Raw genomic sequence first — 20,339 nt, forward strand, 5'->3', positions numbered from 1 at the left:
GTTTGGCATCAGAAATGGCGGCGTCCCCTGCGGAATGCCCTAGATTGGTTGCGGGATCAGTTAAGCAAAGTTTATGAAGAAACGGGTCGCCAGTTCTTCCGCGATCCCTGGGCGACACGGGATGAATATATCCACGTAATTCGCGATCGCTCTCCTGCTAATGTAGAGCGCTTCCTCGCCCGCCACCGCACCCGCAAACTAACACAATCAGAACAAGTAGACGCCCTACGGCTATTGGAAATGCAGCGCCATAGCCTGCTGATGTACACCAGTTGCGGCTGGTTCTTTGAAGAACTCTCAAGACCCGAAGGAACGCAGATTCTCCGCTACGCCGCTAGAGCATTGGAACTTGCCGGTGATGTCTCTGGTGTGCAGTTGGAAAAAGGATTTATCAAACGTCTCTCCCAAGCTCCCAGTAATGTTGATTTATTCAAGCATGGTGCTGAGGTGTACCGGCAGCTGGTAGTCAGTGCCCAGATTGGTATAGAGCAAGTGGCAGCACACTATGCCATCAGTTCCCTATTCACTACCTATCCCCAGCAACAGCGGGTCTACTGTTACGATGCTCATCAGTTGGATTATCAGATGCAACGCATCGGGTCGCTGACTCTAGCGGTGGGGCAACTGCGACTAACTTCAGAAATTACCTGGGAAAGTACTCATTTAGTCTTTGCCGTTCTTCATTTGGGCGGCTGGGATTTCCACTGCTGCATTCAACCATTTGCCGGTCGCCGCACTTATAGCCAGATGAAAGAAAAGCTGTTTGCGGCGCTGCAACAAGCTAGTGCTGCTCACGCGATCCTGGCGATGTCCCAACTATTTGGGGGTAATTCATTCAATTTGCAGAAATTATTTGCTGAGGAACGGCACCGGATTATGCGGCTGCTAAGTCAGAAAACTTTAACCCGCCTAGACCAGCTTTATACCCAGGTTTACCGGGATAACTACGGTATCTTGATGGCGTTCCAGCGTGATGAGCTGCCCGTTCCGCAAGAGTTGCAAGTAGCCGCAGAAGTGGCAATTTCTAACCGCGCCCGGATGTCTCTACGGGCACTGGAGCAAGAAAACGGCGAACCCCAGCAAGGTTTAAATCAGCTGGCAGAACTGGAAGCGATCGCGAAAGAAGCGAATCAACTGCGCTGTCAGTTGAATATCCCCGATGCCAAGCAAACTTTAGAGCAGTTGATCTTGCGATCGCTCTGGAAGCTTCTGCACGACTCTAACCCAGCCACTCTAGAAGCAGATATCCAACGCTTAGAGCGGATGATTTCTGTAGGCAATCAGCTACACCTCGGCTTATCTTTGCATCGCCCTCAAGAACTCTACTTTAGCTGTCTCCACAGCCAAATTGTGCCGCTGCTGGAGTCAGAAACTAACGGCAATTCGTCTCAGCTACGTCAGTTGCTATTACTCGGTCAAAAGCTAGCTGTAGATGTCAGTCCCTGGTTGAATCAACTGTCATAAATGTCACGGGTAATGGGGAATTGTCCGACGAATCACCCATTACCTGAATCGATTAGCTGCTCTCAAATATGAAGGGGTAGGTTACAAAACCTACCCCTTCATATTTACACTTGAAGCGTTTCACCCATTATTTCAGATTCAAAAGGGTGTAGCCTCTACGCGATTAGATGCGATCGCGATCGGTGCGGATGTTTTGATCCCGAATGGGCAGATCGTTACTATTCACATCCAGTTCTTCTCGACGAAGCTGTTCTTCAGCATTAACCGTTTCACGATCTACTTCTTTTCTGATTCTGACTTCCTCACGTACAAAAGCTTCCTTTTGAATGTTAGGAGTTTCTTCGTAGATTTCCACCCGTGCAGCTTCCCCTTCCTGGAAGGCAGCTTCGCCCGGAGTAACAGCTCTTCCCGCATCTGCTGGAGTCACGCGCTCAACGATCACTCGCTCCCTTTCAATGGGGACTGAAACTCGCGCTGTCTCAGTTTCAACGTGTTTACCAACCGCTACCTCGCCTGTTTTCTGGCGGGTTTTATTAGCAATCAACCGTTCTTCGTACAACTTGAGGGTTTGATGATCCCGATCGTTCATATCGTACAAAGATGGCTCTTGCTGATAATTGTAGCGATCGCGATCGTAAGCTTCGTAATTATCCTCAACAGGTACAGCACCTGCCATCGGAGCGGCGTAACTAGGTTCCACAACAGGTGCCCCCAAAGGTGCAGATGCATCTAAAGGTGTTGCTGTGTTTATCGGTGCCGATGTTTCCACAGATGGCTCTACCGCCGAGTTGCGATAAACTCCTCTCACCTGCTCCTCGTAATCGTAATCAACCTTGAGCTCGTCGCCAAATTCCGGTAAATTTTCTACTTGCTCTTTGGTAAGCCCAACAGCGTAGACGTGCCGATTATCATAGTCGATCCGAGAACGACCCACTGGTAGCAATACTTGCTTACCGAAAACCCAGAAGCCTGTATCAACAACTAAATAGCGGAAACGCCCCGATTCATCAACTAAGATATTTTTGACGCTACCAACCTTGTCATCGCTGATATCTGAATAGACGTCAAATCCCTTAACGTCTTCACCGCCAAAAGTGTCTTGATAGTCTGTGTCGAAATCTTCAAGCTTGTATAAAACCATGCTTTTCTTTTCCTCCAAATTTCTTGTGTATTTCTATATGTATCTATGCTAAAAGTCTTTACGCTGGCTCCATCTGGCTAGCGACTGACTTCAATAAATTCAATACATAAGCCCTAAAGAGGATGCACAATTATGAAGCATTCGCTCAGATTTTGTCAGTTAATTATTAAGTAGAAATAAAAATAAGTTTTTTTTACAAATGATTACCAATTATCTTTGTATATTTGCTATAACAAGCAGCAAGTTTTGATTTTCTATCTCCCCGCAGACAGGTATGTATATATTTCAATGGATAGATATAGAATTTAATTAATAAACTCTTCAAAAGATTAAATTATTCTTAACCTAAGAGAAGCATCTAACATTTTTTGAATGAGATGAATTGCTCCTGCAATCTTAGATTCAATATTTTGTAAAACTAATAGACTGCTTCTGAGCTTTCCTTGGCCTTCTTTGCGCCTAAAGCGGAGATTGTGTACGTCAGCATCGCTTACGAAGTTTTTTTATTTCACAAGTCGAATAAGGTTGCTACAGCAGTTCTAAATGATTCCCGAAGGCAAGATACCCAACTTCTAAGAAGTTGGGTATCTCAAGCCCTGAATTATCACAACTTGAGTAGGATTGCTGTATCTTGTGAACTTAATTGAGGTTGTAGTCGATCTTTGCAGATTAAAACTTACGCAATTTACTAGCCTTGGTGCCCCTGATATTTTAAAATTTGTAAATTTATTTAAGCCTGCTCGCCTATAAATTTTTTCTATCTTTGGTAGTAGTAGAAAATCTCGCTACATCTATTAAGTATAAGTACCTAAGATTCAATTGTTGAGCTGCTCCTTGAAATATCTTGACACGGTCTCTAGAAGAGCGCTTACATAGCGCTTACGCTCTAGTAGCAGAGTACCCTAACTGGGCAGTTCAACAGCGCATCCGTGGAAGTACAGAGTTTGCAAAAACACTTTCTGGAGATTCCGTAATCTAACCCAAGCAAATTTGTAGTAATCTTTGGCAAGGTAATATTAACCAAGCAGATGTCACCATAGATAGATGCACGGTGCCCCTGTTTTGTACTACTGCTATCTGGAATTTTCAAACTATGGCTCCCCAAAACGGCAAGATTCGGTTCCCTCTGTGGCAGTTTCTCAATCAGCCCCTGTTTAGTTCCAAAACTAAATTAGTGCTCAATCCCCGCCGCTTCTCGTATTGTTACAGAATTCACCTTTTGGAACGCTGCTGGGTTAAAGATTACCAGCCAGGAAACCGCCGTCAGCACTAAACCGCCAAATTGCATTCAGTTGTCAGGAGCCAAGTTGAGACTGACCACCACAAGGTCTCTACAGAATCCAGGAGCCAGAATCTATCCTCAGTCTGACCCCTGGATTCTAAATAAGGCGAAAATTGTTATTTTAATTTATTAAGTTTAAACGCACTTCAGGTTCTAAGTGACGCCGCTGAACAGAGAAAATTGACTTTTGCTCGATCCGGAATCTAGTTCCCGCTTGCCGAATACTTTACTCAGATAGCTCAAACAGCCTGCAAATTCACCGTCAGTTATGGGTGAAAAGCCCCTGTAACCGTCGTGGGGAGCCGTTTTAGGCTCTCAGGAATGCACGTTCGCGAGCGATCGCATAAGTTTGGTTTTCCTCAAGCACGCTCGACAAGAAAAGTCATGGCATTACAATCGGCATATGGTAGCGGTATTACCGAAAGCCCAACCATTGAAATTTCTCAGGAAGTATTACGGTCTATCCTTAGCCGGATAGAATCTGAACTCCATAGCAGCGAAGTCTACAATCGTGCCTTGGCTGGGTTACAGACAATCTTGGGAGAAGCTGCTGGGAGTGCCCAGATTATGGTTAAGGCAGTAGGGAGAGAAGCCATCCGGCTAGCGTTCCAGCAGTTTGCGAAAACTTATAAGGTTGTCCCAGTCACATCTCCAGAAATTGGTAACAATCAACAAGAGCCGCAAGCCAGCACTCAGCCTCAAGAGTCATCAGTCCATAGCGAACAGTCATCCGTTAATCACCTAGAATCAACGACGAATGACTTAACTTTAACGAATGACCAAGGACGCAGTATGAATGCCTCACCTGCCGATTTAGTAGACATTACGCCACTGCCTCTCCCAACCAGCCCAGATCCGGTTTTTCCCAAACCACTCAAAAAGCTCTCCAAGGCGGAACTGGCAGCGCAAATCGCAGATGAGCAACGGCAAGAGTGCCTGCGTCAAATTGGTCAGCAATTAGGGCAAGCACGTCATGCACAGTCAATGACTCTGCGGCAACTTCACAATCAAACACTCGTGCCGCTTCATCACATTCAGGCTTTGGAAGTCGGTTGCTTCGAGCATTTGCCTGAGGATATCTATGTCCGAGGTTTTATTCGCCGGATGGGGGTCGCCTTGGGGTTAGATGGTGCTGCAATGGCTGCTTCCTTACCCGCGCCCGATCCTGCAAAATCTGTACTGCCTTCTTGGTACCGACCGAAATCAGTGCCTGGGTTTGGATTTCAGCTCAATACAGTTCATTTATACGTGGGTTATGCTGCGCTAGTGGCAGGGGCAGTGGGGGGACTCGCGTTGATGTCAAACCATTCACAATCATCAGCGTCTGCTGATTCTCCACCGGATGTTCCTAACAACTCATCTGCTTCTGAGTCGCATCGTCCTGTGAAACCTGCTGCGAAACCCGGTTTAAAGGCGGGTCAGAAAGGAGTGGCGGTTGGGCCTGATATTGCTCCGCCTGAAGCAATTAGTCGTAATTAGTCATTGGTTATTAGCGATCGGCAGAAAAATCACTGACTGCTGACTAACTAATGACAAGATTATCTCGATGGACGACGGTTTCTGCACCGGCGTAGCCTAAAATTGCAGGAATTTCTTCGGAACGGCGTCCACTAATTTGCTGTAGCTCGTCGCTGCTGTAGTTCACCAGCCCTCTAGCTATTTCCCGTCCTTGAGGGTCGCATAACTGCACAGCGTCTGACGCCTGGAAGTCTCCCTCGACTAGGGTAATCCCAGCAGCTAAGAGGGATTTTCCTGCCTGACTAATTGCCGCGATCGCTCCCTTATCCAGATATAGCTTCCCAGCCGGAATCAACCCGTGGGCAATCCAGCGCTTACGGGCATTGCCCATCGTGTCGCGGGGTTCAAACTGAGTGCCGAGGGGTTCTCCTTGCAAGATTTTTTGGATGTTGCGGGGAAATCGCCCTTCGGTGATGACTGTCCGAACTCCGGCGCTGGTAGCGATGCGGGCGGCAGTAATTTTTGTAACCATGCCGCCTGTGCCCCATTGAGAGCCGCGATCGCCTGTTTGCACTTGTAATTCTTCCAGCTCATCAATGTGATTCACTAGAGCGATCGGCTGAGCATCCGGAACTTGACGCGGATCGGCGGAGTACAGTCGGTCTACATCGGTCATTAAAAATAGCCAATCTGCCTCTATCAAGCTGGCGACTAGGGCTGAAAGCGTATCATTATCCCCAAATTTCAGTTCCTCTACGGCTACGGTGTCATTTTCATTCACCACGGGGATGACGCCCAACCGCAACAGTTCCCGAAAGGTGTTGGAAGCGTTGATATAAGCTGAGCGTTCTTTGAAGCTACTGCGAGTCAGGAGAACCTGGGCAATGGGTTGTTCTAAGGTGGTAAAAAAGTCATCGTATACGCGCATCAGGCGTCCCTGACCGACTGCTGCCACTGCTTGTTTGAGTGCTAGGGTGCGCGGACGTTGCACGAGTCCCAAGCGGGCGCAACCCACTCCGACAGCACCCGAAGAAACTAGCACCACTTTATAACCTTGCCGCCGTAAATCTGTGAGGGTTTCTACTAAGGCAGCGATGGTGGAAAGAGCCAGATGACCTGTTTCAGGCGATGTCAGGCTAGAAGTACCAATTTTGATGACAAGGGTTTGACTCACAAAAGAGAGGGGGCGCAGGGGAGTAGAGGGGAGGGGGAGCAGATTGTCGAGACGCGATAAATCGCATCTGATTTATCGCGTCTGGAGGCTGGGAATTGGCAATGAGTGATTAGCTTCAGCCGATTTCCCATTCCAAATTTTAAAACGCCAGCTCCTCCATCGGGGAACTGACGCTTTACAAAGGTATTCACGGGGATTAATGTTTAGGGTCTTTATATTGGCTGACCCCATTTGAACCATATGTATAATGCCAGGGATTTTTGACAATCGAGAATCTCATAATTATTTCTTTATATTTTGGTTTTTCAGGATTTGTCTGGATTTTTTAAGTTTTGTTGCTTTGCGGTGAACGAGACGCCCAAGGCTTGGGACATCCAGACCTCAAAGGTACGGACTGGATAAGAGCGCACGGCAAGCGCTGGGTCAAGCATCGGCTCGACGAGAATGGTAAACATACCGAGTCGGTTGCCTGCTAAAACGTCTGTAAATAAGCGATCGCCCACCATCCCCACTTGTTCAATAGGAAGGTTCATCGCGGTGACAGCCTGCCGCAGCTTGCGCCGCGATGGCTTAGCAGCGCTGGTAATGTAAGGCAAATTTAACGAGCGAGCGATGCCACTAATTCGGTTTTCGCTCAAGTTATTACTCACTAGCCATAGCGTCGCCACCTGTCTAATTTCCTTCACCCATTCCACGAGTTCTTCAGACGCCTCGGCTGCTTTTAGGGGTACCAGCGTGTCATCGACATCCAAGACTAAACCTTTGAGATGATATTGCTGGAGAAGATCGGGGGTCAGACTCACAATAGGTCTGCCCAGAATTAAGTCAGGCTGTAACCGTGTTACCCAGGACATAAGCAGTTTTTAATTGTAAGTGTGAGTTGTTAGGAGAACTCCCAGGTAAGAGCTTTTTCAACCCGGCAAAGTTATCAATGGGATTGCTAGTAGTTGCAAGTCCAACTTCCCCGATCTTAATTAGACTTATTGGCAGCTTGGCGACTAGACCAATCTAGGTACTGTTGTTAGCGGCTTTGTTGCCGTTGTTGGCGAATCGCGTTTGTAGCGGCTTGGTGTTCTTGTAGCGTCCGACTAAACACATGGGTGCCATCGTAGCGAGCCACAAAAAAGAGGTAGTCTGTTTTTTCAGGATTGAGAGTGGCTTTGAGACTTCCTAAGCCAGGGCTGGCGATGGGAGTTGGGGGCAATCCTGCGTTGAGATAAGTATTGTACGGGGAGGCTGTTCTCACCTGAGCCAAAGTTAAGGGCTGATCCGCTGTTTGCCGAATGCCGAGTCCATACTCAACTGTTGGATCGGATTCCAGTCTCATCCCTTTCTGAAGGCGTTGTGTAAACACACCAGCAATCTGAGGGCGTTCGACCGGAATCACTGCCTCTTTTTCGACAATACTAGCCAATGTCACCCATTGAAGAAGAGGTATCTGGGTTTTGTTTGGCGCTTGTTGATAGATGGGGAGTGCCACCTGTTCAAAGCGATCTAGCATTTGTTTGATGATGGCTTGGGGGGTGATGCGATCGCTATTTAGCTTGTAGGTATCCGGGTACAAAAAACCTTCTAAATAAGGCAAATCCGCAGGTAGCCAAGGATACTGGTCTTTGGGAATCTGAGTTGCGGCAGTGAGAAATTCTTCGCTTTTGAAAAATCCCTGAGATTCAAAGTAAGCCGCCATTTGCTGAAGCGACCATCCTTCAGGGATTGTGAAGGAAAGCTGCACTACATCGCCCGTCCAAATTTTATCAGCGATCGCTGGCAGCGGCTGGGTGGGTGACAACTGGTAAGTCCCAGCTTTAAACCCACCCGGTCGCTTTTGCAAGTCCAACCAAAACGTCCATAGCTTCCAAGCATCAGCGGAGCGAATCAACCCTGCTGCTTCTAGATCGCGCCCTATCTGCTGCGCCGAGGTTCCTTGAGGAATCCGGATTAGCACTGATGTATCTTTTCCAGCATTCGCTGACGGTTGAGTTTCGGCAACGGGGGGCGCACTCGCCCAGCTCCACCACGCCCAACCCTGCCATGCACAGAGTCCGAGCGTTGCTGGGATTAAGGCGAGATAAAACGTCCATTTGGAGATGCGTTGGATTGCTTTCATTTTGATTGCGGGTAACAACCGCTGTCATGGAATTAAGAAGGCAAAATTAAAAATTAAAAAAAGAAAATTCTTCATATTTAATTTTCAATTTCTAATTTTTAATTCTTTACCTATTCCATTTCATCAAATAGCTGATCTTCCAGCAGCGGTTGCACTTTTTTAAATTCCTCAGGGGAAAGTAGCACTGGTTCACCCGCACTATTAATCCGCGCAAACAATAGCAGCGGATCGAGAGGCGTGTATATTGTGTATTCTTGTTCTTTGTGATAAAAGCTGGCTAGAAACTGAAATTCCTCTGGTTCGAGCTGAGTATCGTCATCTTCGATTTCCAAGGTGAGGATTTCTTCCTCTTCAACCGCAGGCAGTTCACCGGCAACAGTCAGAGCAAATGCGGTTCGCTTTAAGGCGAGATTCCGCTCTGCCAGGACTGCTTGAGCCGTAGGAAAAACTTCGTCAATTTCGGCGTCGTCTTCGACTAAGGTGGCTTCTTCCTCCTCCTTCTCCTCGTCCCACGCCACAATTTCTACAGGTGAATCTACCGGCAGGAGGATGACGTATTCTTCACCATCTACTTCTATTGAATGCTCAATGTAACAACTAAGCGATCGCCCGGATTCATCCGTCAACGAGACGGTTTGGACGGAAGACCCATTCTCTTCAGGGGGTTGGGATGAGAACATTGCAGATATGCTGCTATCAACGTGAGATTGTGGACTAAAAAACTCCAACCCCAAAGTTTGCACACCGTGGGGAAGTAGCTTGCAAAAATCAGGATATCACGGCATAAGAGTTGTAGAGACGCCATACGTCAAGGAGGGACAATTTATCAATTGTCCCTCCTTGAGTTGAAAGATTCTTCCAAGCAATAGATTCGGTTACTGACAGACAAACACCTTCGCTTCGTACTCTGGCAAGTCAACTAGAGAGCCATCCTCTCCAGCTTCGATGCGGGAGTTATTCATCCAATCCTGCCACGTCCCAGAGGATGGGAAGTTAGGAATGCGATACCCTGACAGAGACTTATCTGAGAAATTCGCCACAACAACCACACGGGAACCGGGTTCGTTCCAACGGTAGTACGCCAACACTTTTGCCTCTGGATTTTCGTGAAAAAACTCAATGTTATCGCTAGAAAGAGCTGGATTTTCTTTCCGGAGAGCGGTTAACTTTTTGTAATACTCAAACAAATCTTGATTTAAGTCTTGTGGCAACAAAGGCCAAGCAATTTTCTTTGGCTGAGTCACGTTTTCACTTTTGCGCTGGTATTCTCCAAACTCTTCTCCCATCCAGAGCATTGGCACACCTACCGCTGTCATTAACAAAACAGCTCCTAACTTCGCTCTGCCAAATGCGGCTTTGTCAAAAATCCCGCGATCGCCTAATTCTCTCATCAAACGTTGGCGGTCGTGAGTTGCCAAATAATTCACTACATTCGTAGCAGCCGTATAACCCTGCCTTCTCGGATCTAAAACTTCCTTCAGTTTTTCTAATTCAAACATTTCGCCACAAATATGTGGAAGCACAAAGTAGCGAAAACTTTCATGCCAACAACCATCCAGCGGGCCTTCTGGATAAACTACGGTTTTGGTATCGGGAATATGTTCGGCAATGTTGTAGAACGGCTTAGGAGCAGTATTTTTCTTGGCTTGCTTCGCAAGCCAATCCAAAAATTCATAATTTGCCAATTGGCGCACGGCATCAAAGCGAATCCCATCAATGTGATATTCCTGAACCCAGAAACGCACCACATCTCCGACGTATTTCCAAGCAGGCTTAACATCCAACTTTTCGTCGTAGTTGTCGTAGTTAAATTCTGGTCCCCAGTAATTACCCGGGTCTTCTGGATAATGCATATGCTCGTAGTACCAGTAATTCCGGTCAATCAGCATTAACGGGCATTCTTCATCTGTGTGGTTATAAATCCCATCCATGAAAACGCGAATGCCTCGACCATGACACTCGTCAATAAACCGCTTCAAATCTTCTGTGGAGCCGTAACTGGATTCTGTAGCGAAGTAGTGGCGGACTGTATAGCCCCAATTGTAATCACCGGGATACTCATTTACTGGCATCAATTCGATGGCATTAATTCCGAGTTCGCTCAAATGATCTAACTTAGCGATCGCGTCTTGGTATTTGCCTCGCTGGTGTGGGTCATCTTCACCACCGGAAAAATCTGCAACGTGCATTTCATAGATGACTAATTCGTGATTGTCTGGCAAGAGCGTATCGTCATGCTGCCAAACGTAAGTATCAACAATTCGCTTCCCATCTTTGACCTGTGCGACACTGTGGCCTCTTGCTTCATCAACGTCTGTAGCGTATGGGTCGATTACATCCACCCATTGATCGGGTTCAAATTTTGGGCTTTTCGATTGAACTCGAAATTTATATTGATAAATGCCATCCTCCAAGTCTACCTGGGTTCGGAAATATCCATCCTCACCTTTTTCCATTGGAATGTTTTTCCAGTTAGAAAAAGAGCCGATTAACGCCGCTCCTTGGTTGCGAGGAGCAAATAAATTGAATTCGACTGCTGCCATAAAAATTTTTAATGAAGTAGATTCGCTTACTTAGTTGACCAATGCTTCTTTGCAAACATTTTTAAAGCCTGCATTTATAATTCTAAAGTTTAGTAATGAATTATACTGAATTATCTATCTTGAGAAATAGCACAACATTAATAAAGTTTGTATCTTCAAAAACAAAATTAACTAACTTCCGGATTTTTATATCTGGAGAAGTAGATAAAAACTGTTTTCTAGACTTTAAGAAATAGGTTTAAAAAGACTGCAAATAAGGCTAGCGAGAGATGTCAATTCAGAGATGAATAGGGAAGATCGGGTCATAAATAACAGCTCAAAGGAGCTGAAGATGAGTACATTACAATGGATTCCCCTACTTTCTACTCTTAGTCTCGGTCTTGCATTTATCATGCTTGCTTACTGCTTTGCAGCAGTTACTATCTAGTTTTTCCTAGAAAGAGATTGTCTGATTAATCAATTATTTCTAAGTTGAATTAAGGAGTTTCAAATGTTGAAACAAATGTGTTGGTTGCCAGCGATGGGAGTCAGTGGAGAAAAGTTGTTGCATTTACGAACTGCACCCAATCAACCGTGGCGACCTTATACGGCTTTTCCCGAATATGCTGTACCAGACTATCCAGTTCCGGGCGGTTCTAAGGGTTGGGCAACCTACCAAAAATTAAGATGCGAAGGTTGGGCTTTAGCACCCAGTACGCAGAGTCAGCAACTGAAAAGTGCTTAAAATTATCCACTGATTTTTAGGCAATGTATCTAATAGAGTTGTTGCTTCATTAGCCTTATGGGTTTCGGCTCTTACGTCTAGTAAGGGTTGAAACTTCGCTTCTTAAAAAGCAAGGCTCTAATCAATACTTATTTTAGGAAATAATTGTTTTCCTAAACCTATCCATTTAATACCGTTCGAGTTGTGAGGCAGTATATTAACGAATAATTCAATTCCCCAATCCACGCTGCGCCATAGCAGAGCATTAGCGCAGCGGCTAACGGGGAGTAAAACGAGACTGGCAGGTTCTACTGTATAGACACAGTAGTTTTTTGCTTTTTTAAGGGCGGCAAAGAGAAGCTACTGTTCCAGGCTTTAGAAAGTTTCGATTACTGCCAAACTAATACTTTGGCTTCGTAACTTCCTAAGTCGAGCTGGATGCCATCCTCCCTTGCTTCGACATCATAATCGCCAGTCCATTCGTGCCAGGTTCCTGCTTCGGGGAAGTTAGGAACGTGATAGCCTCCTAGGAAATTGTCAGAGAAGTTTGCAACAACAACAACACGAGAACCCTCGCCATTCCAGCGGCTGTAGGCTAATACCTTTGCTTCTGGATCTTCATGGATAAAGTCAATATTTTCGGTGTAGAGGGCATGATTATTTTTACGGAGATGAATCAAGCCTTTGATAAATTCAAACATCCCGCGATTGAGGTCATGACCTAAGAGCGTCCAATCAATTTTTGCTTGTTCAGTTGTTTTGTATTTATACTCTCCGAACTCTTCACCCATCCACAGCAGAGGTACGCCGACAGCGGTCATATTGATGACAGAACCTAACTTTCTCCGCTTAAATGCTTCTTCATCCAAAATGCCGCGATCGCCTAACTCAGCTAAAACATGATTGTGGTCGTGATTCGTCAGGTAATTCACAACATTCGTAGCACCCATGAAGCCTTGCCGCTTGCAGTCAATGGCATCCTTGAGACGCTCTAAGTCAAAGGTATCGCCGCAGATATGTTCTAGAATGCAGTGATAGAAACTGTCATGCCAGCAGCCATCCATTGGTCCATCTACATTCGTAATGCTGGGGGTTTCAGGAATGTGTTCGGCAATATTGTAAAACGGCTTTGGCCCAGCTGCATTTTTTGCTTCCTGAACAATCCAGTGCATGAAATCGTAGTTGGCAATTTGTCTGGCTGCATCGTAGCGAATGCCATCAATGTGAAATTCCTGAATCCAGAAGCGCACGGTATCGCCAACAAACTTCCATGCAGGCTTAAGATCTAGATTTTCATCATAGTGTTCATAGTTAAACTCTGGCCCCCAGTTATTATCAGGGTCGCGCGGAGAATGATGGTACCAATAATCGTGGTCTATTTGTGTCAGTGGACTTTCTGCTTCTGAGTGGTTAAAAATTCCGTCCATAATGACGCGAATTCCACGACCATGACACTCATCAATTAGGTTTTTTAATCCTTCAGTTGTGCCATAACTGGATTCTGTAGCAAAGAAGTGACGAGGATTATAGCCCCAGCTATGATCCCCTGGATACTCCTTCACTGGCATCAACTCAATGGCATTAATTCCTAACTCGCATAGGTAATCTAATTTTTCTACAACGTGTTCGTATTTGCCCCGGGCGTAGGGATCATCTTCACCACCGGAGAAGTCGCCAACGTGCAATTCGTAAATGACTAATTCGCGATCGCTTGGCAGTGGCTTATCGTCATGTTGCCAAACGTATGTATCCACAATCCGCTCACCATCTTTAATTCTCACAACACCGTTTTGGGTGGGATTATCAATATCGGTGGCGTAGGGGTCAACTACCTCTATCCATTGATCTGGTTCAAAGAACCAAGATTTGGATTGAACACGGAATTTGTATTGATAAACTCCATCTTCCAGTTCAACTGTGGTACGGAAATAACCATCATTACCTTTTTTCATGGGGATGCTTTCCCAGTTAGAAAAATCCCCAATTAAAGCAGCTCCATTGTTATAGGGAGCAAATAAATTAAATTCAATCGGAGTTGCCATAGAAGTGTTTGGAGTTTGATGAAAAAAAGGCTTAGAGCAGTATTTTCTCCTTTTCATCCCGCTGAGGTATCGTTCTTGAGAAATAAAGTTGCCTCTGGTGCCCTAATTCCCAGGAGAGAAGTGGTAATGAATGCTAAAGGTAATTTAAGCTGAATTTCAGCGATTAATAGCGATTAATGCCGAATTTAGCGTTATTGTTGCGATCGGTTGTAGAAAAAATTTACCTATTTCAGTTGGCTGAAATAGGGGAGAACCCTACCCCTGCGTCCCTTTGCAAGCGACTACTGTGTATACACATCTAGGCAAGAAGCTAAAGACCAACCGAGACACAGAGAATCAAACTGTCGCAGATCCTGAAAAAGAGTGGCAATTCCGGTAGTCCGTTGGCTCTACTAGCCGAGTCAACCGTCTAGTAGAGCAATCAAGTTGCCTAAGCCAACCTTAGGGGAGGACAAGGGTTCGTTGTTTTGGGATGCGACTATTAAGCGACCATTAAGTGTGGGTGTAAGCTCTGTGAGGCAATGCTGCTGGGCATCACAGAAGATGACTGTTGCTGATTGAGTGACATCTTCAAGCCTTTGAGGAATTGAAGCAGACGCACAGCAGCAGATAACGCTAACACACACAGACGTTGAATAGCTGCTCCAGATTCGAGTTGGGTTGCTTCCTGATTCAACCGGCTTTGTTTGAGAGTGGCAAACAGTATATCTCTAGCGATCGCTATGGATAGAAATTAAGCTTTCACACATCAAAGTTGCACATTATGCAAACCATAAAACGAGCAAAATGCCGGATGCTCTGTTTATGCAGGCTAAAAACCCAAAATTTTCCCTAATTGTTCGCCTTTTGAAGCTGATAGCCAATCGCTCGCAGTTACAATGAAAATCATGAATAAAAATTAAGCTTTTTCTCATTTTTCCTGTTAACCTCCATCAATGAGCGCCACTCCATTGTCAGATGTGCTGTTGGCGGAATCATCCGCACCAACTTCTCCGGCTTCTCGTCTTACTAAAATTCTCAATCGACTCGAACCCTCACCCGAAAGCGTCGTCCTGCTGTTGGCTGTACTAATTGGCACCGGCACCGGGATGGGCGTTGTCACGTTTCACTATTTAATCGCTGTCATCCACAGCTTGATGCTGGAAGGGGTGATGGGGATAATTGGAGGCTGGGGTGCCTGGACTTTAGCTTGTATTCCCATTTTGGGAGGATTAATCGTTGGTTTAATGCGTCTTGCTTGGCCCGATTTTGGGCCGAGTATTTCTTCACTGATTGCCGCTGCCCAAGGCGTCCGAGAGTTGCTACCCCTGAGACCCGTCACCAAGATGGTAGCGGCTGCTGTTTCCCTCGGTAGTGGAGCCTCTTTAGGCCCAGAAGGGCCGAGCGTGGAAATTGGCGGCAATTTTGGAATGCTGCTCGGTCAAGTGCTGCAAGTCTCCAGAGAAAGGCAGCAGTTACTCTTGGGTGCTGGAGCAGCGGCGGGTCTGGCGGCTGGTTTTAATGCCCCGATTGCCGGGGTTTTCTTTGCCTTAGAGGTGGTCTTGGGAACCACCTTTGCAACTTCAGCGGTTAGCGTCGTATTGCTGGCAGCAGTTGTGGCGTCTTTAATTGCTCAGATTGGTTTGGGTGCCCAACCAGCTTTTACGCTGCCCGTCTATGAAGTCCGTAGTCCTCTAGAATTACCGCTTTATCTGGGATTGGGGGTATTAGCAAGTTTGGTGTCGCTGACCTATACCCAGTCAATTCAACTGGCTCGAAGTTTCTTTCGGGGACAGATTGCCGGTTTTGAGTGGCTGGGAAAGATACCGCGATCGCTTTGTCCGATAATTGGCGGTGCCTGTTTGGGCTTGGTTGCTTTGCAGTGGCCCCAAATTCTGGGCATCGGTTACGAAACAATTGCCGCTATGCTTCAGGATGTGGATTTTCCGTTAGGGTTACTCCTCGTCCTACTAGTGGTCAAGCTGATCGTGACGGCGATTAGTCTGGGTAGCGGTTTGGTGGGGGGTATCTTTGCCCCTGCCATGTTCCTCGGTGCTTCTTTGGGGGCAGCGTATGGAAAAATTCTGGCAGCGATGCTTCCAGGCGCACCGATTCAGATTGCCGCACCTCCGGCTTACGCAATGGTGGGAATGGCAGCCGTTCTTGCTGGCAGCGCTAGGGCACCCCTGACAGCGATACTGTTAATGTTTGAGCTAACGCGCGACTACCGGATTGTTTTGCCGCTGATGGCAGCAGTCGGGTTGAGCATTTGGCTAGTGGAGCGCTTCAAGTCAGCGCCAACGAAAGGTCAAAATCTCCAACAGCTGGAACTCAATGTGGAGAAAGACCAGCAGTTAGAAATTTTGCAACAAATGTTAGTTGCAGAAGCAATGCAAGTACCAGGTTTGATGCTGAGTGGTTCTTTATCAGTATTAGAGGCAGGTTTAGCTTTAACCAATGGTCGCTGCCGCAGTGCTTTAGTCATTGATGATGCCGAGCAGTTAATTGGCATCGTCACTTTACAGGATATTAATCGAGCAATGTCTACAGCTCGAACGCCAGTTACCGCTCCTACTGAAACAGTAGAAACAAACAACGTTCTTTGCAATGTCTCGAACAATTTAACCAGTCATCTGGCTTATCAGCCAGTTGCTGACATCTGTACCACTGAAATTCTGTATGCAAACCCTGATGAATCGGTAGCAGAAGCGATAGACCGGATGGCAGCACGCGGTCTCCACCAGTTACCCGTCGTTGACCGCGATTGCCCCCAACAAGTGTTAGGTGTGCTGGAACAAGAGGGAATCGCTTTAGCTTATAGTGTCGCTGCCACTCGCAAGACACTGCGCCGCTATCTTCCCCTCAATCCAGTGTCGAAAGAGTTAAATTTACCGCCCCTCAAGCAAACAGTTTGAAAATTTAGAGAATCGTTAATGAGTCATTGGTTACAAATCAATGACTCATTACGAATAACTGCTAACTAAAACTAAAGTTTTAGGATGCCTCTTCCAATTCTTCGTCTTCAGCGCCTTCTTCTCTATCCAGTTGCCGCAGATGAATGTGCTTCCGTCCCAGAGAGATTTCAAACTCATCCCCTGCCCTTAGACCCATTTGTTTGGTGTAGGCAGAACCAATCAGTAAGTTGCCGTTCGATTGCACGCTAATTTTGTAGCTGGCACTTCGACCGCCACGTCCGTTACCATTTTGTTTGCCGTCTAACTCAATTCCTTCAGCATCAATGAGAGCATTCAGGAACTTCATCATATTCACCCGCTCTACACCGCTTTTGGTAACAGTGTAGTAACCGCAGGCTCTAGCCTTTTCTTCTTTGCTGAGGTTTTCTAGCTCTTTAACTTTCTTGACTAGCGCTTCCCCCGTTAAGGGATCGATCTTTTTCTTTTTATTCATCAACTTGGAGCGAAAAGTAAGGAATAGCGAGTGTGTACAGTGTTTTCGACTGACTGTTTCTAAGCTAATTTTAGCTTAGCTTTATATCAGCTCATAAAACTATATCATACGGATTGGGGAAAGCTAGTTCAATAAGATCGATAATTTATTCACTACTAACCTTTTTAATCCAAGTTCTTGCTTAAGCATAAATATCTGTGCCTTGCGAACAACCGATGCATCTCGATGATCGGAGTTCCTCACAGCATCAACCTGAGAAAAAATGAAGGGGGTACGCTGTAGGGTAGTCGTTAGTCTATCATTAGCGATCGCTTCTGAGCTGTTTTTTTTTCCATTGACTACCGCCTCATGACCACTGACTAATTATCCATTACCCTAAGGAATATTTTCCAGTATGAAGCTGACAACCCGCGGACACTACAGTGTTAAAGCACTGCTGGATTTGAGTCTACAACCTGGGTATGGACCAACTTCTGTAAAAGCGATCGCAACTCGGCAAGACTTACCCGCACCCTATCTGGAAAAATTGTTGATAGAGTTACGTCGATCTGGGTTAGTCCAATCAGTTCGAGGTGCCCAGGGGGGGTATCAACTATCCCGCGTCCCAGCACAAATTTCCCTAGGACAAATATTAGAAGCAGTCGGTGAAACAATTGAACCGCTGCCTCGCCATACCCCAGATGCAGAGCTTGCTGAGGATTGGGTAACGTTTACACTTTGGCACCGATTGCATCAAAAACTTAAAGAAGCGTTGTACAGTATTACACTGGCAGACCTTTACTATGACGCTCGCAGTTGGCAAGCAGCCCAAGGCGAAGAAACCAGTTTTGTTGTATAGAAACTGTCAGCGGATCTCTAGCAGCTTTGGTGTTGTGAATTTCCAAGATTTATTTGCCGCAGTCCTGCTTTCTCATTCCTCAGTCCTATCATTAGCGATCGCTTCCCTTTTTGATTACATCATCGGCGATCCGTGGGGTTGGCCTCACCCAGTCCGAGTCATGGGCTGGCTAATTTCTCGCTACAGCCAGATGGCTTTCCAATTATTTAGTCATCCTCTCACGCTCCGATGGGCTGGAGTAATTTTAGGAATTGGGCTGATAACTGGCAGCTACGGGATGGGGTGGTTAATCGTTCACGCAGCGAACTGGGTGCATCCTTTTTTAGGAATTGCGATAGAAAGTATTTTACTCGCCAGTTGTTTCGCCGGTCGAAGTTTGAGAGCTGCTGCTGAAGATGTCTTGCAACCTCTAAATGAGAACGATCTTGTCGCGGCGCGTTCTAAGTTAAGCCAATATGTAGGGCGTGATACCGAAAATCTTCATAAAACAGAAATTCTTCGGGCTGTTTTGGAAACCGTCACAGAAAATGCTACCGATGGAGTAATGGCACCCCTTTTTTATGCGATTATCGGGGCATTTTTACCTTTACTAGGAACGGTTCCTCTCGCCCTTGCCTATAAAGCCGCCAGTACCCTAGATTCAATGGTCGGCTATCGAGAAGCACCCTACACCGATTTGGGTTGGTTTAGTGCCAAATTAGAAGATATCCTGACTTGGTTGCCCTGCCGATTCACGGTGATTACCTTGGCTTTACTATCTAGAAAACCTGGGTATGTTTGGAGTATTTGTCAACGCGATGCGACGAAAGATCCTAGTCCCAACTCTGGCTGGAGTGAGTGCGCCTATGCGGCAATTTTAGGCGTTCAGGTGGGGGGCACAAATTGGTATCGTGGCGTTGCTAAACACAAAGCCTTACTGGGAGATGACCTCCAGCCTATCAATGCAGAATGCATTCAACAAGCCTTGCAGTTAACACGATATAACTTTTTGATTTGGTTGGGGATAGCGATCGCTATCTTGCTGCTGTTGGGGTTTAGAAATGGGCGCTCGCTTGGAATCAACTTGATGACTTTTTAATCGCCCTATCAGGTGAACTCAACGGGCGATGGCTACTGAATAGGTGTAAGCATATCTTTGAATATAGAGCAACCAGTTGAAGGGTAATCAATCACTGATTCATCTGGGAAAGCGATCGCACTTTTCAGTGATTGGTCAATTGAAACGCCACAACTGAGGGGATGCGACCCAAAAAAGTAAATCCATATAAACCAGTGTAGCGATCGCCTAAGTCCGAGCTACGAAGTCATCATCTGCGATTAAAACGATGGAAACTCTTGCATATCTTCATTTATCTGCCAACTACGAAGACCCTAACTCGGAGCCTCACCAATTCAAATTTTCCCAAAAAATGAATCGGAACCCGCTTCCGAGTTCAGCTTGGATTCGATTACTATCCGTTGTCCTTGCCTTATCCGTCATCGGTACAGCCGGTCATGCATTGGCACTCCAGAGAGGAAATAGCGGTTCTCAAGTTGCCACGCTTCAGAGAAATCTGAAAATCGCAGGCTTCTATAACGGCCCCGTTACTGGATACTACGGTCAATTGACGCAGGCATCTGTCAGCAGTTTTCAGCGAGCGGTTGGGCTGAGAGCCGATGGCGTTGCAGGCTCTAGAACTCTAGCAGCGCTAGAAAATCGGGGTGGTGATTATGATGAACCGATTACGGGAGGTGGTTTTGGCAGCAGCACCCTGAAACGCGGCAGCAGCGGTTCCTCCGTAACGAGGCTTCAAAATGCTTTGAAAGGCTTGGGCTATTACAACGGGCCAATTACTGGATACTATGGTCGGTTGACCGAGACCTCCGTCACCAGATTTCAGCAGAGCAGAGGGCTATTCGCTGACGGAATCGTTGGGCAAAGAACGAAAGCAGCACTTGCCGCTGACTAATCTTATAGCTTGATGAGATTGAGCTATCTATACTTAATGACATAACTCCATGTTCCTACCAGGAACATGGAGTGATTTTTGTTGAAAGGATGACGATGATGGTTCAGGTGAACTTGTACACTGAGGCTGTAATTTGCCCGCAGTTATCATCGGATTTTCCTAAACCATGTCTCCCGAAGTTGTAGAAATTCTTTCCGCAGACGAAATCCGTCGAACCCTCAATCGTATCGCTTCCCAGGTGGTAGAGAAGT

Annotated in this window: 17 protein-coding genes and 1 pseudogene; 9 read left to right on the forward strand and 9 right to left on the reverse strand. The window is 46.3% G+C overall.

Annotation, left to right across the window (positions count from 1 at the left end; translation table 11 throughout):
• Positions 1–1,464 (forward strand): DUF3536 domain-containing protein (locus H6F50_RS24015; protein WP_190430622.1); only part of this gene is annotated, 1,464 nt, incomplete at its 5' end.
• Between the two features lie 163 nt (positions 1,465–1,627).
• Here the strand turns inward: H6F50_RS24015 and H6F50_RS24020 are convergent.
• A complete protein-coding gene (locus tag H6F50_RS24020; RefSeq protein ID WP_190410781.1) occupies positions 1,628–2,605 on the reverse strand; it encodes a DUF2382 domain-containing protein in 978 nt (325 codons plus the stop codon).
• Positions 2,606–3,698: 1,093 nt separating this feature from the next.
• On the opposite strand from H6F50_RS24020, the gene H6F50_RS24025 reads away from it, so the two are divergent.
• Positions 3,699–3,878: a hypothetical protein gene (locus H6F50_RS24025; RefSeq protein ID WP_190410782.1), complete on the forward strand. Its 180-nt coding sequence runs from the start codon at positions 3,699–3,701 to the stop codon at positions 3,876–3,878.
• Positions 3,879–4,208: 330 nt separating this feature from the next.
• A complete protein-coding gene (locus tag H6F50_RS24030; protein WP_190430623.1) occupies positions 4,209–5,366 on the forward strand; it encodes a helix-turn-helix domain-containing protein in 1,158 nt (385 codons plus the stop codon).
• A gap of 43 nt (positions 5,367–5,409) precedes the next feature.
• On the opposite strand, the gene proB is transcribed toward H6F50_RS24030, so the two are convergent.
• The 5 genes from proB to H6F50_RS24055 all read right to left on the reverse strand — a co-directional run bounded on the left by proB (position 5,410) and on the right by H6F50_RS24055 (position 11,169).
• Positions 5,410–6,519 (reverse strand): glutamate 5-kinase, encoded by a 1,110-nt coding sequence (proB, locus tag H6F50_RS24035; RefSeq protein WP_190410784.1) that lies wholly within the window; start codon positions 6,517–6,519, stop codon positions 5,410–5,412.
• A 305-nt stretch (positions 6,520–6,824) separates the two neighbouring features.
• A complete protein-coding gene (locus H6F50_RS24040) occupies positions 6,825–7,373 on the reverse strand; it encodes a YqeG family HAD IIIA-type phosphatase (RefSeq protein WP_190430624.1) in 549 nt (182 codons plus the stop codon).
• 167 nt (positions 7,374–7,540) lie between these two features.
• The gene (mltG, locus tag H6F50_RS24045; RefSeq protein WP_190410786.1) at positions 7,541–8,626 is read right to left on the reverse strand and encodes an endolytic transglycosylase MltG; all 1,086 of its coding nucleotides are present in this window, start codon (positions 8,624–8,626) and stop codon (positions 7,541–7,543) included.
• A gap of 110 nt (positions 8,627–8,736) precedes the next feature.
• Positions 8,737–9,306: a DUF3727 domain-containing protein gene (locus H6F50_RS24050; RefSeq protein WP_190410787.1), complete on the reverse strand. Its 570-nt coding sequence runs from the start codon at positions 9,304–9,306 to the stop codon at positions 8,737–8,739.
• Positions 9,307–9,501: 195 nt separating this feature from the next.
• Positions 9,502–11,169 (reverse strand): alpha-amylase family glycosyl hydrolase, encoded by a 1,668-nt coding sequence (locus tag H6F50_RS24055; protein ID WP_190430625.1) that lies wholly within the window; start codon positions 11,167–11,169, stop codon positions 9,502–9,504.
• 490 nt (positions 11,170–11,659) lie between these two features.
• On the opposite strand from H6F50_RS24055, the gene H6F50_RS24060 reads away from it, so the two are divergent.
• On the forward strand, positions 11,660–11,893 hold the full coding sequence (locus tag H6F50_RS24060) for a hypothetical protein (RefSeq protein ID WP_190410789.1): 234 nt from the start codon (positions 11,660–11,662) through the stop codon (positions 11,891–11,893).
• Between the two features lie 368 nt (positions 11,894–12,261).
• Here the strand turns inward: H6F50_RS24060 and H6F50_RS24065 are convergent, their stop codons facing one another.
• Together H6F50_RS24065 and H6F50_RS24070 are read right to left on the reverse strand one after the other, a co-directional pair.
• Positions 12,262–13,914 (reverse strand): alpha-amylase family glycosyl hydrolase, encoded by a 1,653-nt coding sequence (locus H6F50_RS24065; protein ID WP_190430626.1) that lies wholly within the window; start codon positions 13,912–13,914, stop codon positions 12,262–12,264.
• 481 nt (positions 13,915–14,395) lie between these two features.
• The gene (locus H6F50_RS24070; protein ID WP_190410791.1) at positions 14,396–14,590 is read right to left on the reverse strand and encodes a hypothetical protein; all 195 of its coding nucleotides are present in this window, start codon (positions 14,588–14,590) and stop codon (positions 14,396–14,398) included.
• A gap of 259 nt (positions 14,591–14,849) precedes the next feature.
• Between H6F50_RS24070 and H6F50_RS24075 the strand changes: the two genes are divergently transcribed.
• Entirely contained in the window at positions 14,850–16,808 is a 1,959-nt protein-coding gene (locus tag H6F50_RS24075) for a chloride channel protein (RefSeq protein ID WP_190430627.1), read from the forward strand.
• Between the two features lie 79 nt (positions 16,809–16,887).
• Here the strand turns inward: H6F50_RS24075 and H6F50_RS24080 are convergent, their stop codons facing one another.
• Positions 16,888–17,301 (reverse strand): AbrB family transcriptional regulator, encoded by a 414-nt coding sequence (locus tag H6F50_RS24080; RefSeq protein WP_190410793.1) that lies wholly within the window; start codon positions 17,299–17,301, stop codon positions 16,888–16,890.
• 394 nt (positions 17,302–17,695) lie between these two features.
• Between H6F50_RS24080 and H6F50_RS24085 the strand changes: the two genes are divergently transcribed.
• The 4 genes and pseudogenes from H6F50_RS24085 to H6F50_RS28095 all read left to right on the forward strand — a co-directional run.
• Positions 17,696–18,139, forward strand: coding sequence for an Rrf2 family transcriptional regulator (locus H6F50_RS24085; RefSeq protein WP_190410794.1), 444 nt, complete (start codon positions 17,696–17,698; stop codon positions 18,137–18,139).
• Positions 18,084–19,217, forward strand: coding sequence for an adenosylcobinamide-phosphate synthase CbiB (gene cbiB, locus H6F50_RS24090; protein WP_190430628.1), 1,134 nt, complete (start codon positions 18,084–18,086; stop codon positions 19,215–19,217). The genes H6F50_RS24085 and cbiB overlap by 56 nt, the downstream gene beginning before the upstream one ends.
• Positions 19,218–19,464: 247 nt before the next feature.
• Positions 19,465–20,088: a peptidoglycan-binding protein gene (locus tag H6F50_RS24095; protein WP_190430629.1), complete on the forward strand. Its 624-nt coding sequence runs from the start codon at positions 19,465–19,467 to the stop codon at positions 20,086–20,088.
• A gap of 166 nt (positions 20,089–20,254) precedes the next feature.
• Positions 20,255–20,339: pseudogene (locus tag H6F50_RS28095) on the forward strand (bifunctional pyr operon transcriptional regulator/uracil phosphoribosyltransferase); the annotation flags it as partial.

Source organism: Coleofasciculus sp. FACHB-712 (genome assembly GCF_014695635.1).
Classification (GTDB): domain Bacteria; phylum Cyanobacteriota; class Cyanobacteriia; order Cyanobacteriales; family FACHB-T130; genus FACHB-T130.